The organism is Bacillus sp. JJ1474, assembly GCF_036965225.1.
Taxonomy (GTDB): Bacteria; Bacillota; Bacilli; order Bacillales; family Cytobacillaceae; genus Cytobacillus.
On the sequence record NZ_JBALPC010000077.1, the window covers coordinates 21,212 to 34,700 of the forward strand.

A 13,489-nucleotide genomic window follows, 5' to 3' on the forward strand; every position below is an offset into this window, starting at 1 on the left:
TTTCGAATATCTGTTATAATAGTAGTTAAAGTCTATTCATATCTCTATATCAAAAGTAGGAGTAAAGACGCCTATCTTACGGTATTAACCAAATGAATAGATTGAACTTTATATATGTAAATGATTCTTCAAACTCTTATATAGAGATAAATAAGGAGTGATTGCTTTGGAATTAAATGATGTTATATTCGGTCATAGATCCATACGGGAATATGAAGATAGGGAAGTAAGTCAAGAACTGTTAGAGCAAATATTAGATGCAGGCATTCGTGCCTCATCAAGTGGGAATATGCAAACTTATTCGATCATTGTCACAAAGGACAAGGAGCTTAAGCAAAAATTATACACAGCACATATGGAACAATCGATGGTTGTTGATGCACCTATACTATTAACCTTTTGTGCTGATTTTAATAGAATGAGAAAATGGCTTTCACTCAATGATGCACCTGTCCATTTTGATAATTTCATGAGCTTTATGATTGGGGCAATTGATGCTAGTTTAGTAGCACAAAACTGTGCTTTAGCAGCAGAGAATGCTGGGCTGGGCATTTGTTATATGGGCTCAACGCTAGCAAATTGTGATCAAATTGGTGAACTGCTAAACTTACCGCCAAATGTCGTACCAGTTGTTGGTTATTCATTAGGATATCCCGCAGAAAACCCTGCCCCGCGTGATCGATTGCCAAGGCATGGAATTGTTCACTATGACCAGTATCGTGATTATTCAGATGAGGAAATTCTAGAAATCTACAAAGAAAGAAATGAAAAGGGATGGAAACGCTACATGGACATTCCTAGGCTAAAAGAAATGACAGAACGACTGGGATTAAAGAATCTAGCTCAAGTCTATACCATTGCCAAATATACGCAAGAATCTCATATCGAGTTTTCGCAAACAGTGCTGAATTACTTGGAGAGGCAGAACTTTATGAAAAATGATTGAGGTTTTTTAAGTTGATGCTAATTCAAAGGAGGCATAGTGTGAAACACCTTTATATAAAACAAAAGGTATTCAGTCTCGGTGGCAAATTTACGGTAAAGGATCAGCAGCAACGGATTAACACAGGGACGTAAAATAAAAAATGCTGACGGATTTTTTTGGAAATTCAATAAAAAAGCTAGACAAGATATTATTACATGGTGTTATTTCATGTCTAGCTTACCTTACTCAATTATCTCTAAAACCTCATCAAGTGAAAAAATATCTTGGATAAGATGATCCTTTGCTTATTCTTTAATTTCTCTCGCAGCCAAAGAAGGTCAAGTCTGGTTGGAGATCTGCAGCTCCCAGAACGGGGCCGGAAGCAAAATCAGCGATACTAAGATTAAACAAAGTATCACTAGAAGAAGGTGGACCAGTTGTAAAAGAAACCTCAAATTCTCTTGGCGTTGTTTCACCAGTTACAAGTCCCTCACCCTTTAGGTCTACTATACATACATCGGCATCCAAAAAACCGCAACTAACGGATTCAGTACTTGCTGGGGTTGCAGAAAACGTAAAACTCCTATCATCGCCGCCATTGCTTTGGTCGAAAAATGTTGCGGTAAAGGTAGTTGATTCTAGTCTATCTGCACAGGCATTCACAGAAAGAGTTATTGATCCAGGCCTAGTAGAACGATCTTCAAAGAAAAACATGTCAAGATTTTCTGTTGCTGCATCAGGATTTGTACGCACCCCACACGAACATCTTAGTCCCATGATTACACATCCTTTCTTCGTAAATTACTACCAAAATATGTCCAAATGGACAAGCCGGTCTGTATGATACACCTGTGTCTCTTAAAAAAGGTGCTTGTCCGAGTGAACGAGCCTAGGTATTAAATTTTATCCCATTTACATAGCAGTGGATTTCGCAATCGAAATCACACTGCTTTTTAATGATTGTACAGGTGGAAATTATTTTTTATTTTTGTTACGCCTGTTCTTCTTCCCCATAAAGTTCATTTAAATGTGCTATATGTCCTAATCCCCATTCATGCATTGACACCATTAGAGGTATTAGTCCTTTTCCATATTCGGTTATTGAATATTCAACTTTTGGAGGAATTTGTGCATAAATCTTACGGTTTAGAATATCATGATATTCCAATTCCCTTAGTTGAGTAGTAAGCATTTTTTTCGTTACATCTGGAATTAAGCGTTGAAGTTCACTAAAGCGCAGTGTTCCGTTTTGAATTAAATGAAAAAGAATAACAGGCTTCCATTTTCCAACAAGAATATCAAGAGCTGTTTCAATCGTTCCAGCTCCATTTCCTTTACATTCGTCAGCCATTTAGCTTCCTCCCTCTAAGGTATCTTTTTGTATACTATGGCACATTAATGTACCTACTTCCAGAAATTTCCCTTAGGTATTATTCTAACCTTAGAAGTTAAATTGAAACAAGGGGGGATTGTTTCAATGAAGTTGACAGTTCGTATTATACAAGGCTTATTAGCTATCGGATTCTTATTATTTGGTTATATAAAATTAAGGGCAGATCCCATGCAGGTTGATGCATTTAACAATGTGTATGGATATGGCACAGGTTTTATGTATGTAGTAGGGGCAATCGAAGTTGTTTTAGGAATTGGATTAATCGTTGGTTATTGGAAGGAAAATTTAGTTCTTATTTTTAGTGGGTTATTAGCAATGGTTATGACTGGAGCAGTTTTTACCCATTTACAAGCAGGCCAAGGATTTGGAGTTGCCATGATGCCGTTTATTCTTCTTATTTTAGCCGTTATCGTGTTTTGGGGTCAGAGAAAAATAAATTCAATTAAAGAGGAGATTATTGTATGAATATAGCACTATGGGCTGTTCAAGTTTTATTAGGGCTAATGTTTTTAATGGCAGGGTCTACGAAAGCTTTGACTTATGAAAAAGCAAAAGCTAGCATGCCTTGGGTAAAGGATTCTTCAAAAGGATTGGTGATATTTATCGGGGTAGCAGAGCTGCTTGGAGCTATTGGTTTAATTGTACCTTATGCAACTGGAATCGTACCTGTATTGACACCGATTGCAGCTTTAGCACTTGGAGTCGTTATGATTCTTGCGGCCGGATTTCATATTAAAAGGAATGAAAATAAGGCTATTGGGATGAATCTTATTTTATTAGCGTTAGCCATATTTGTGGCAATTGGACGTTGGTAGAAGGAGTAAAAAAGATGATGCCTTCATTATTTATCGGTCATGGCTCCCCATATTTAGCTGTTCAACAAAATGAATATTCCCAGTTTTTATCTGAATTAGGAAAACAATATAAACCAAAAGCCATTGCCATATTTAGTGCTCACTGGGAAAGTGAGATTGTCTCATTAACCTATACAGATGATATTCTTGATACTGTCTATGACTATTACGGTTTTCCCGATGTAATGTATCAAATCAAATATCCGGTCAAGGGTTCTACTAAAGTCGCCCAAATTCTTGAGAAACGGTTTAAGAATGCAGGAATCAAAACCCAAAGGGAAGAAAGACGCGGATTGGACCACGGTTCATGGGTAGCACTTCGCCACATGTATCCAGACGCAGACATCCCAGTAATACAATTATCTGTTCATCCTTTCTTATCTCCTAAAGAACAATATAACATTGGGAAGGCGTTACAAGGGATAGGAGAGGAAGATATTTTGGTTATTGGAAGCGGTACAACGGTCCACAATTTTCAATGGTTTTTCCCTGACGCAACCGAACCGACTAAAGAAGCAGTTGAATTTGATAATTGGGTCATTGAAATGGTCCAAAAAAGGGATCTAAACGCCTTGGATCATTATCTTCAATTAGCTCCCCATGCACGTTTAGCCGTACCGAGACCTGAGCACTTTGTTCCCCTCTTTATTGCAATGGGGAGCGGAGACGAAAGGAAGACTCCAAAAGTTATCAATCAAACTTATGAATTTGGAGCAATGAGTAATTTGTGTATGGAATTTTAAAGAATGCATGATGGTAAAAGTTTTAATTTTCGAATTAAATATTGGAGAAACTAGCACAGTTTTTGACTGTGCTTTTTCTACGTTGTCATTTAAAAACTAAGCTAGATGAGATATTTCATTGATAACGTATCTTGTTTAGCTTACTTTTTTTTGTTTGGATTGATTACCATTAATAATATAGCATCAATAGCTGTGAAGAACAGTGCCTGTCACTGTTGGTTTTGGTGGAGCAGGTTCATCGGGCTTTTAGGATAAATCGAGGTGAACCTTACCATAAATAGAGGCGGTTTTTTGATAGTTAACCGAATATGAAAAGGGGGCGATTCTGTACAAAAGTAAGAATTGCCCCCTGTAATATTGAATAATAGAATGTCCGTAAAAGTACCCAAATTCCTATTCGCTTACATTATTTCTTTAAATAGAACCCTGTTATGATCCAAGCTAACCCATACAATCCTCCGGATAATAATCCACTAACAAGGGCATTTATGCTGTATATAAAAATCAAGGAGACGGCAACCATGGGTACAGTTAGAAGGAACAAAATAGCTGCGGTTTGAGGAAGTTCTTTCCGGCGGTGTAGCACTAGGCCAAGTGGAAGTGCGCCAAGATACATTACTATAATGCTAATACCGGCGACTAAATGGACCAAATCCATGAAAGATTTAAAGTCAAAGAAGCCGTGTAAAATAAAAGCTAATGCCACAATTGCAAAAATCCCCTGTCCGATTCCTGAAAGAAAGACCCCTGTTCGCCACATAAAACCTGCTTTTGTAACTGTAACTCGATTATTGAGTCCATGCAGACCAAGTAGTAAACCACACATTGCCACAAACAGCATGGTATCATTAAGGTAATAGACATAATGAGTAACATCTTGCGGAATTCCGTCATTTCCGGGTGTCACCTCAAGGTACCCTTGCCAAATGTTACTGATGGCCAAAAGTGAACCGCCTGTTATTGCGCCTAAGGCAGCCAGACCAAGCCGTCCATTACTTGGGCCCCCTAATGTGGAAGAAATCTCCCCATGTTTGCCATTTTCCATCCTCGCATCCCCCCTCTAGAGTGTTCTGAGTTGCATTATTAAGATATTCTTGTTCTCTGGCTTTGAGTACGTAAAAATGAATTTGGTGACAAATCATTTTTAAATGCGAATTTTGGAAAATGAAGTTATTTTACCCTATCCAACGTTACAGTGAATCGTATGGCAAGTTTACAAAAGCCAAATAAAAAGGGATACAGTCTTAAAAATAGTTTCCGAGAGAAAACTGCACCCGATTGTTAGACACAACTAACTATTGGGGGGTGTTTTTTAATGGTGCATCCTTGGAAAATTTCCCTTTTGTTACTTAGAGCTCATCTCTTCCTCTGTACTTTTATGCTCGGCAGAGGGGAAATTTTACAAGAGTAGTGAAAGTGTCCTTTCGAATCTACCAATTTTGAATATATTGTCATATAACGAATAGCATATTTTATAATAGAGGAAGATGACAATGTATAAAAAAGTAGCTGTAGCAATTATTCATGGAATGGGAAATCAAACAGAGGGTTTTGCTAAGGAAACAATAGCCAAGATTCATAAAAAATTCACTGAAAAAATGAAGCATCTAGTTGAAGATCCTGCTTCCCAGCTAGTCATCCAACCGGTCCTAAGGACAACTGTTTTTAAAGACAGAAAGGAAAATCTGTTTAAAAAATTGGTTCTGGACAATAAATTAAATTATCAAGGACTAAGGAATTTCCTTATCAATTATTTAGGCGATGCCGTTGCCTATCAACCGGTGGAGACTGCAAGGCAAAATTATGAGAAAGTACATGAGAAAATAGGGGAAGGTCTTAACTTACTTTCTGAAAAGGCTGGAGATGATGCACCTTTATGTATCATTTCACATAGTCTGGGTTCTGTAATGGCGAGTAATTACTTTTATGATTTACAATTTAAACAAGATGATGTCACTTCGATTATCAACGAATCCTCTCCTTTGGAAACAGGCGATACGTTAACCTTATTTTATACAATGGGTACAACTCTCCCACTATAGAGTTTACGTTATTTTAATTTTAACCGTCCAATTAATATTCCTTCTAAAAACCTCCAAAGCTACTATCCTGGATTACAAGGTGAATGGATCAACTTTTACAACAAAAATGATGTTTTAGGTTTTCCATTAAAGCCTGTAGATGAAAATTATGATATCGCTGATAACGAAGATAGGGAAGTAAATGTAGGTAATATACTAACAAGTTGGAATCCATTAAGCCATTTAAGCTATGATACCGATAAGCTTGTTATTGAACCAATTGTGGATGGATTGGTCCGTACGTGGAGACAGATTAATCATATTTAATTGTTTAATTTTTTTTAGCCTTAAGAAAGAACGACTAAAAAGAGCGAAATAAAATAAAAAAAACCGCACTTAAAATAGATACGGTGAACTGTATCATAAGTAAATGAGGTTTTTGTATTGACTGAACAAATTCCCTTGAGATGGGGATGTTAGAATTTTTTTTATTCAAGTTCTTTCCGATACGAACGACAAGAGAGGGGCCGGAGGTAGACCTAGCATCGACGACAGCAAGAGGTGCCCAAACCGGCGAGGTGGAAGGTATAACGGGTGAGAATGTTCGACTGGCTTTGTTAAGCCAGTATTTTAACTGATCAATGGAGCATTAGGGAGCGGAGCACCAAGCAGCCATCGTCATTCCGCTGGCGCGAAACTCGACAATACGCTCGGCCCATAGTTGGCGGGGTTGTTCTTTCGTTGACATAGAGGCAACCTCCTCAATTCGATTACCTCTACGTTCTCATGGTGAAGGTGCCGTTGACGGTGGGTTGGATTTGACGCTTACCTATTAATCAGAAAAAAAATTAGGTTCTCAAAGGTTTTCACCAAAAATTTACACACTCTATTTGACAAGCCTAGCTGGAGGGTCATTCTTTTTTCTCAAGTATTTTTATCTTTTTAGCAATGATGTCCACAGCTTTTTTTGGATTTAAACGATATAAAAAGTCCATTATTTTTGCATCATTTCCGGCTAATACTCGGAATTTTTTACTTTCCATGCCTTTAATAATGATTGCAGCTGCTTTATTTGGGCTGAGCAACTTATATGAATGGTTGCCAGCACTTTCTATTTGAATTCCAGCATTTTGGACGATGTTAGTGTCGACTCCACCAGGAAAGACGACTGTTACGCCTACATTGGTATCTCTTAGTTCTAAATGAAGACCTTCTGTTAACATTTTGACAGCTGCTTTTGAAGCTGTGTAAATCGATTGATGTGGCACAGGAAGAAATCCACCCATGCTCGAAACATTTGTAATGTGAGCCTCTGGTCGTTTTAAAAGGTGTGGTAAGAACGATTTACACATAAAGAGCGTACCGTAAAAGTTTACATCCATAACCCTTTGAATTTGTTCATAGTCAAGATCATTCACACTATGGAATTGCTGAATTATTCCCGCATTATTAATAATCCCATCTATGCATCCGTGAACGGCGATGATTTCCTCTGGAAGCCTTTCCACATCATCTCTGTTGGTTAAATTAGCAATGTGTATTGAAATCTTGCCATCATAGACTGTAGCTAATGATTTTATTTCCTCTAGCCCGGATTTGTTGAGGATGGCCGCGACTTTAGCTCCCCTTTCCAAGAGTTGGAAAACAAGCTCTCTCCCAATCCCTCCACCAGCCCCTGTTACGACCATGACTTTATTTAATACTTTCATACCATTCCTCCATACTTTTAATTAATAATGAACCCATCAAATATACATATGTAAGGGTATATGAAATTCTACTTATTTAGATTTCTAGGGTAGTAAAAACCTCAATTTAATACATGTTGGAGAACCGTATCATAAGTGAAACGCCCCCCAAAAGTTAGACCAAAAACTCTTACTCTCGGGGGTGTTTTCTATAGCTACATATGATGATGAATGTAAAATAGGAATTGTTAGAGCTTACCTAAATAATGAAGGTGTTTATAATAGAATTGCGTCTCAACATACTCTCAATCTACTCTCAATAATATGATGAGATTTCAGACTAGATTGTATATACTGAAAATAATTAGTAGTCTATAGGGGGGATCAAATGTCATATGGGGAAACATTTCAATTGGGGTGGGCATGTTTTGTCGGCCGTGTACATGAAATGGATCTGTTGCGGCAACACGTGAAAGGAGATTGGTTGTGGCGCTGGCTTCATATATATGGACAAAGCGGCATTGGAAAATCTACGCTTCTTCGGCGATTCATGACGGAAACAGAAGGATATCATTTCTATTACGTAGACGGAAGTAAAGTGATCCAACAGAAGGAGGATGTTCTGGTACAGTTAGCTGCACAACTTCGTAACGCTGGCGAATCCTACTTTACTGAGGATTCGGAAGGGATTGCCCGCTGTATGAACCGGCGTTCGCGTTCTTTAGGCAACCACGCAGTTATCGTTATTGATGAATTCGACCATTGTCATTCTATCTCCTATTGGTTTTTGAATTGGCTTAACTCGTTGGATGCGTCGTTTCAGATCGTTACGGCTGGCCGTAATTTGCTCACTGGTAGCTGGCTGCGTTCTGAATGGACCGGCCGAATTCATATGACTCAGCTTCAAGCGCTAACCCTTACCGAGGTGGGGTCATACGCAAAGGAGTGTGGACTTACCGATATTGACAGTCACACTGAGCTTTTTCGTTTTTCCAGGGGCGTACCGCTCGCAATGGTTCTTGCCGCAGAAACGATACTAATGGGCAATGACCTCAGGCGGTTGGAACGCGACAAACAATTCCAACTCATATCCGTCCTGATGAGTGAAATGCTACTTGGGCAACCTCCCTTTGTGCATCGGATGCTCGAGGCTGCATCTGTTTATTGGAGATTCAATGAAGAAAGACTTGAAGCGATCATGGACACGGGGCTGGAGGCAGATGCGTTTCGTCAGTTCGTCGGAATGCCATTCGTAATCATGAAGGAAGATGGCTGGATGCTTCATGACGCTGTCAGAGCATGGACGCTGGAAGATTTCATGCTTCGTAAGCCAAATACCTACGAACAAATGCGATCCAAAGCGCTGCAGTATATTCGTATGGAAGAAAGTTTGAATCCGCTTCTGGGTCAGAGGCCGCCTTTGGATAAACTAAATTTACACGAGCACCCGCTCGTTCGTACGCTTTGTTTTTATGGACATATGGACGATATGGAAGTTCGCCAATGTCGAGAATGCGACCTACCGGTTATCCGAGATTTATACATCAAATCACACCAATTTACTTCTACTTCTCGTGTCGACTTGCTGCCGCTAGTAAATCGGATAAGCAAACTATGGGAAGTTGCACCTTCCGCCTTTATTACGATATGGAGAAACGATAACATTGTAGCTTTTTTCGGCAAAATCCCCCTACACGATGAACAAGTCATAAAGGAAATAAAAAGTGACCCCCTGTTACAACCGTTCATCAACGGATGGGAGCCCATCCCGAATGCCTATTTAATAGCGTTAGTAGGAATCGATCCCCAGCTTGAGTGGCGGTATCGATCTTATTTCATCCACACTTTACTCAATCATTACTGCAGCCCCGAGTGGATCTTGGCCTTAACTTCCTGGAGAGAGTGGTTTCCCGTATTTAAGCTTTGCGGATTTGAACGTGCAGCCTGGGCGGATACAACCATTGAACTCGGTACTGATTATCAGGCTTACGTGCTCGATTTAAGAAAAGAGGACTTCATCACAAAGCTGGATAGATCCGTTAACCAGCGTTCTACGGCAGTAGCTTCCACTTTAATGAAAGCGGAGCCATACATTCAGGAGCTCAAAGACATCTTGAAGCATTGGGCTGTTCTTCCCAGCAAACCTTTATTAATCCAGACTTACGGTAGATTGTTTCCGCATCGATTGGCACCAGACATTTCAGGCGAGAAAGCAGGTTATAATGCAAAGAATGATTTAGGTGAAGCGATCCGTTGCTTAACCGAAGGCAACGAGCAAGAAGAAATGTTGGGTAAGTTGTTAACCACTACTTATATAGAAGGAGTTCGACCGCTTGAACGAGCAGCTAAAAGCTTAAATTTATCAACGGCCACTTATTATCGGCATTTGAATAAAGCATTAGAGCTCCTATATCAAGTATTAGTCCGTGAAGGATCGTGATTAAGTAACTAAATGTGCAGCACACCAACATGTTTCTTTCTTGGAAAAAGTGAAACCGCTAATCCATCCAGTATGGAAACATCTGGATTGTTTGGTGAGCTTATTTAAATACCTACTGACTTTTATCTCTCGCCAGAATGACAGGCTATGGCTTAATGAAGTGTCGTTTCTCAATTTGATAACGTATATTTCGTTAGTTCATTAAATACCTTTTGTATAAGCCTTGTCATAAGGCTCAAGAAAATCTTGTTCGATCTACCTCAGCGTATGCCGGGGGGCTAATAAATAGATATGGAGGAGAGATTATGACTGTTGGAATTGTGTTTAGTGGTGGAGGGGCACGAGGTAACTTCCAGGTTGGCGCAGTCCGTTATCTTTACGAGGAAAAAAAAATTAAGCCTGCCATCTTAGCTGGATGTTCAGTTGGTTCAATCAACGCGATTAAGCTGGCTGAGGGAGAAGAATACTCCGCTCGAGAAGGGGAGCCCATTCTAAAAGGGGGCACCCCTCGAAAAGAGTACTTCGCTCCAATAGGGGACCCCAATCGAGGTCTTAATGGGCTGATCAAACTCTGGCGTGATATGCAAAACAACTCTGATATGTGGAGAGAGGCAGACTGGTTGGCGAATATCCAGAACTCGAAGCTCGCTGCTTTTTTGAAAAAGAAACCGAACAACTTCTTCGATCATATTGTATACACCTGGGAAATGCTAGAGGCTATCGGAGATATAGGATATGTTAAAGATGAACTCGGTAAAGTAGTGAAAGGCAGTTCACGTTCGCTCTATAATCTTGGGCCTATTATTGCCAAGCTGAGCGACCGGTCCAAGCTCGATTTGGAAAAGGTGCAAAAGAGTGGTATTAAGTTGCGCCTAGCGACAGTAGCATTAGAGAGTGGGGCTCTGCGCTATGTGACTGAAACAGGAGAAATGTTAGAACGCGACAACACCACGCCAGTTCTGGCACCGTTGGCCGCCCTTTCTCCACAATGCCAAAGCATCGCTCTGAAGATTGAGGAACTGAAGAAAGAGGCCGACAACTTTCAGGCTCTACTGCAAGAGTCAGTGAACGGAAAACCAGCAATTGTCAAAAAAATGCGTGAACTCAACTCAGAAATTCCTAGACTGACCAGCGAACTGAGTAATTGCAAAGTCACCTATCCGCCGCCGACAAAGCCCAGCCCGTTACGTGTCAGTCTAATAACAGGCACGATTGCTTCTGCTTCGATTCCTTTAGCCTTTCCGCCAGTTTTGCTCGGCAAAGAGAACTACGTAGACGGTGGTGTGCGGGAAATCGTTCCTATCCAAGTCGCTATTCAGTCAGGAGCCACCGACGTTTACGCGATTTTAGCCTCCAATAGCAAGGTGGACAGAGCTCGTAGTGCTGCGACTGGTAAGCTTCTTTCGTCATTTAATGTGGGGGAGGCTAATATCCTCGATGTGGCGAACCGTGCTGCTAGTGACATTATGACGGACGAGACTGTTCTGAACGAGATAGACCCACCGCGTGGCTGGGGTGTGAATGTGACCATTATTCAGCCTAACTTCGACATCCACGACATCATGACCATTGACCCTGGCCTAATTGATATCCGGATGGCGCATGGTTACATGCGGGCGGATGATACTTTGCAGGCTAAGGAGCGAAAACCGATGGAGTATCGACAGCTTACAGAGGAGTACGCCGATCAACGTCGCACTAGCTTGATTGTTCGGACCCGATTGGCCATTTGGGAGCTGGAATACGCAGCCAATGGTTTCCTCCTGAAATATGATGACAGTGGTTGCCCAGTGCATCCCGCGCCGACTATGAAACCTGATTTGCAGGCATTGCTAGAGGTCCGTGCCCTCAAGAATACGCTTAAGGACATCGTGCAGGAACGGAAGCAGGCGGGTGGATTAGTCCCTTCTGAGGCAGAAAGCTGGTGGAGTGATTGGGAACGACATCCATGGAAGCCTATTCATGGGCTTTGGCTGCTCCAGTCAGGTCCCGCTGCAGAAGGGAATGATATGCTGGCAGGGGAGGTACTTGCGATTGATCGGCCTATACAATCAGCAAACGGAATGTATACTTTCGTCTTTCAGAGTGATGGGAATCTAGTGCTCTATAAAAACAATAAAGTTATAGTTGCCCTCGCTCCGCAGTGCAAGCTCATAGATAACAAGATAAAGGAACTAGAGATGGAGCTAAAAGATCTTCAGGGTGAACTAGGAGGAATCAGAGGTCCTGCTCTAGCGGTCATAACTCGTAATCTGAACACACAGATTAGTCAGGCCAACGCCGAACTACGCGCCTGCAACATTGCGAATCCGCCACAAACTATCAATGGAAAGCCGGAGGTAATCTGGTCTTCAAGAACAGGTGGTCCTGGTGGAGTATGCATCATGCAAGGGGACGGCAATCTGGTAATCTATGATGCAGCCAATAAAGCTATCTGGTCATCTGATACATGGACGCACCCTGGCAGCCGGCTGGTTGTCCAGGACGATGGTATTGTGGTGATAATCCGACCTGACGGCAGACGCGTTTGGGCAACCAAAAGTTAAATTTTGAACTCATAAATTAAAAGGATTTATCGCATTGCTTTTTAAAATCTTTTATATCCAACCTAAAAATATGGGAGTCAAAGCTTGAGTAGTTAATCTGGAATGGGATGACGGGGCTTCGCGCAAGCAGGTTAAGCAATGATTACAATCCAGAAACTATGAAAAGATTGCTTAATGTAGAGGAATTACATTACTAGATGTTTCTTTAATGTTTGCAGCGAGGCCCCGTGATAAAAATAAGTGGTTGTAATCTGTTGGTTACGGTGAAGAGGGAGGAATTCTAATGTCAACAAGTCATACGGAACTCATACGTATTTATTTTGATGAAGTTCACAACAACGCGAACTTTGATCAGATAGGAGAGATTATTCATCCGAAATTTGTGATACATCATGCAGGTGGAGAGGAGTATATGACGTTAGAGCAGGCAATCGAAATGACGAAAATGTATCTTTCCGCTTTCCCAGATTTGCATTTCCAGTTGGGGCAAGTTATTGAGGAAGCCGATAAAGTAGTAGTCCAGACTACCTTTACCGGGACGCACAAAGGCCAGATGCTGAACATCCCTGCAACAGGGAAGTCAGTGGTTATACAAAACGTTCATATTTTTCGCTTGGAGAACGGGAAGATTGCCGAAGTATGGCTGCATAGGGATGATCTGGGCTTAATGAAGCAGCTCGGCGTCATTTCAGTTTAATAATTGGCAAATAGCGGCTTAATCATTGGAAGATCTACGACCTGCCTAACCTGAAAGTCTTCCCTATTGGTTGGGGATCAGGTTAAGCACCCGGTCAGATAAATAGTCGGAAAAAATCCTCTTAATTAGTAATTAAAATCAAAAATAGCTTAAATAGACGGAGAGATTCCGCCTATTGACTC

At 40.9% G+C, this 13,489-nt stretch carries 12 protein-coding genes and 2 pseudogenes; 10 read left to right on the plus strand and 4 right to left on the minus strand.

The window, feature by feature from the left end; translation table 11 throughout:
• Nucleotides 1-157: 157 nt before the first annotated feature.
• Nucleotides 158-946, plus strand: a complete 789-nt coding sequence (locus V7164_RS11365) for a nitroreductase family protein (RefSeq protein WP_335354116.1) — start codon at nt 158-160, stop codon at nt 944-946.
• Nucleotides 947-1,237: 291 nt separating this feature from the next.
• Here the strand turns inward: V7164_RS11365 and V7164_RS11370 are convergent, their stop codons facing one another.
• Entirely contained in the window at nt 1,238-1,702 is a 465-nt protein-coding gene (locus V7164_RS11370; RefSeq protein WP_335354117.1) for a hypothetical protein, read from the minus strand.
• 214 nt (nt 1,703-1,916) lie between these two features.
• The gene (locus tag V7164_RS11375) at nt 1,917-2,276 is read right to left on the minus strand and encodes a winged helix-turn-helix transcriptional regulator (RefSeq protein ID WP_335345812.1); all 360 of its coding nucleotides are present in this window, start codon (nt 2,274-2,276) and stop codon (nt 1,917-1,919) included.
• Nucleotides 2,277-2,402: 126 nt separating this feature from the next.
• Between V7164_RS11375 and V7164_RS11380 the strand changes: the two genes are divergently transcribed.
• The 4 genes and pseudogenes from V7164_RS11380 to V7164_RS11395 all read left to right on the plus strand — a co-directional run.
• Nucleotides 2,403-2,783: a DoxX family protein gene (locus tag V7164_RS11380; protein WP_335345811.1), complete on the plus strand. Its 381-nt coding sequence runs from the start codon at nt 2,403-2,405 to the stop codon at nt 2,781-2,783.
• Nucleotides 2,780-3,133: a DoxX family protein gene (locus V7164_RS11385; protein WP_335345810.1), complete on the plus strand. Its 354-nt coding sequence runs from the start codon at nt 2,780-2,782 to the stop codon at nt 3,131-3,133. Before V7164_RS11380 ends, V7164_RS11385 begins: the two co-directional genes overlap by 4 nt.
• A 14-nt stretch (nt 3,134-3,147) precedes the next feature.
• Nucleotides 3,148-3,915, plus strand: a complete 768-nt coding sequence (locus tag V7164_RS11390; RefSeq protein ID WP_335354118.1) for a DODA-type extradiol aromatic ring-opening family dioxygenase — start codon at nt 3,148-3,150, stop codon at nt 3,913-3,915.
• 206 nt (nt 3,916-4,121) lie between these two features.
• A pseudogene (locus tag V7164_RS11395) lies at nt 4,122-4,196 on the plus strand (23S rRNA (pseudouridine(1915)-N(3))-methyltransferase RlmH); the annotation flags it as partial.
• 125 nt (nt 4,197-4,321) lie between these two features.
• Here V7164_RS11395 and V7164_RS11400 read toward each other — a convergent pair.
• Nucleotides 4,322-4,960 carry a hypothetical protein gene (locus tag V7164_RS11400; RefSeq protein ID WP_335354119.1) on the minus strand — a complete coding sequence of 213 codons (639 nt, stop codon included), beginning with the start codon at nt 4,958-4,960 and terminating at the stop codon, nt 4,322-4,324.
• Between the two features lie 448 nt (nt 4,961-5,408).
• On the opposite strand from V7164_RS11400, the gene V7164_RS11405 reads away from it, so the two are divergent.
• Nucleotides 5,409-5,957 carry a hypothetical protein gene (locus V7164_RS11405; RefSeq protein WP_335345807.1) on the plus strand — a complete coding sequence of 183 codons (549 nt, stop codon included), beginning with the start codon at nt 5,409-5,411 and terminating at the stop codon, nt 5,955-5,957.
• A gap of 890 nt (nt 5,958-6,847) precedes the next feature.
• On the opposite strand, the gene V7164_RS11410 is transcribed toward V7164_RS11405, so the two are convergent.
• On the minus strand, nt 6,848-7,645 hold the full coding sequence (locus V7164_RS11410; RefSeq protein ID WP_335354120.1) for an SDR family NAD(P)-dependent oxidoreductase: 798 nt from the start codon (nt 7,643-7,645) through the stop codon (nt 6,848-6,850).
• 427 nt (nt 7,646-8,072) lie between these two features.
• Between V7164_RS11410 and V7164_RS25690 the strand changes: the two are divergent.
• From V7164_RS25690 to V7164_RS11425, 4 genes and pseudogenes are all read left to right on the plus strand, one after another.
• Nucleotides 8,073-8,441: pseudogene (locus V7164_RS25690) on the plus strand (ATP-binding protein); the annotation flags it as partial.
• A 291-nt stretch (nt 8,442-8,732) separates the two neighbouring features.
• Nucleotides 8,733-10,064, plus strand: a complete 1,332-nt coding sequence (locus V7164_RS11415; protein ID WP_335354121.1) for a hypothetical protein — start codon at nt 8,733-8,735, stop codon at nt 10,062-10,064.
• 305 nt (nt 10,065-10,369) lie between these two features.
• Nucleotides 10,370-12,610 carry a patatin-like phospholipase family protein gene (locus tag V7164_RS11420; protein WP_335354122.1) on the plus strand — a complete coding sequence of 747 codons (2,241 nt, stop codon included), beginning with the start codon at nt 10,370-10,372 and terminating at the stop codon, nt 12,608-12,610.
• Between the two features lie 283 nt (nt 12,611-12,893).
• Entirely contained in the window at nt 12,894-13,307 is a 414-nt protein-coding gene (locus V7164_RS11425; RefSeq protein ID WP_310196776.1) for an ester cyclase, read from the plus strand.
• Nucleotides 13,308-13,489: the final 182 nt, after the last annotated feature.

Bases quoted from the DNA above. Each gene is read 5' to 3' on its own strand.
- V7164_RS11375 (WP_335345812.1), bottom strand. From the start codon at position 2,276: ATGGCTGACGAATGTAAAGGAAATGGAGCTGGAACGATTGAAACAGCT.
- V7164_RS11410 (WP_335354120.1), bottom strand. From the start codon at position 7,645: ATGAAAGTATTAAATAAAGTCATGGTCGTAACAGGGGCTGGTGGAGGG.
- V7164_RS11400 (WP_335354119.1), bottom strand. From the start codon at position 4,960: ATGGAAAATGGCAAACATGGGGAGATTTCTTCCACATTAGGGGGCCCA.
- V7164_RS11385 (WP_335345810.1), top strand. From the start codon at position 2,780: ATGAATATAGCACTATGGGCTGTTCAAGTTTTATTAGGGCTAATGTTT.
- V7164_RS11415 (WP_335354121.1), top strand. From the start codon at position 8,733: ATGCTACTTGGGCAACCTCCCTTTGTGCATCGGATGCTCGAGGCTGCA.
- V7164_RS11370 (WP_335354117.1), bottom strand. From the start codon at position 1,702: ATGGGACTAAGATGTTCGTGTGGGGTGCGTACAAATCCTGATGCAGCA.
- V7164_RS11425 (WP_310196776.1), top strand. From the start codon at position 12,894: ATGTCAACAAGTCATACGGAACTCATACGTATTTATTTTGATGAAGTT.
- V7164_RS11380 (WP_335345811.1), top strand. From the start codon at position 2,403: ATGAAGTTGACAGTTCGTATTATACAAGGCTTATTAGCTATCGGATTC.
- V7164_RS11420 (WP_335354122.1), top strand. From the start codon at position 10,370: ATGACTGTTGGAATTGTGTTTAGTGGTGGAGGGGCACGAGGTAACTTC.
- V7164_RS11405 (WP_335345807.1), top strand. From the start codon at position 5,409: ATGTATAAAAAAGTAGCTGTAGCAATTATTCATGGAATGGGAAATCAA.
- V7164_RS11390 (WP_335354118.1), top strand. From the start codon at position 3,148: ATGATGCCTTCATTATTTATCGGTCATGGCTCCCCATATTTAGCTGTT.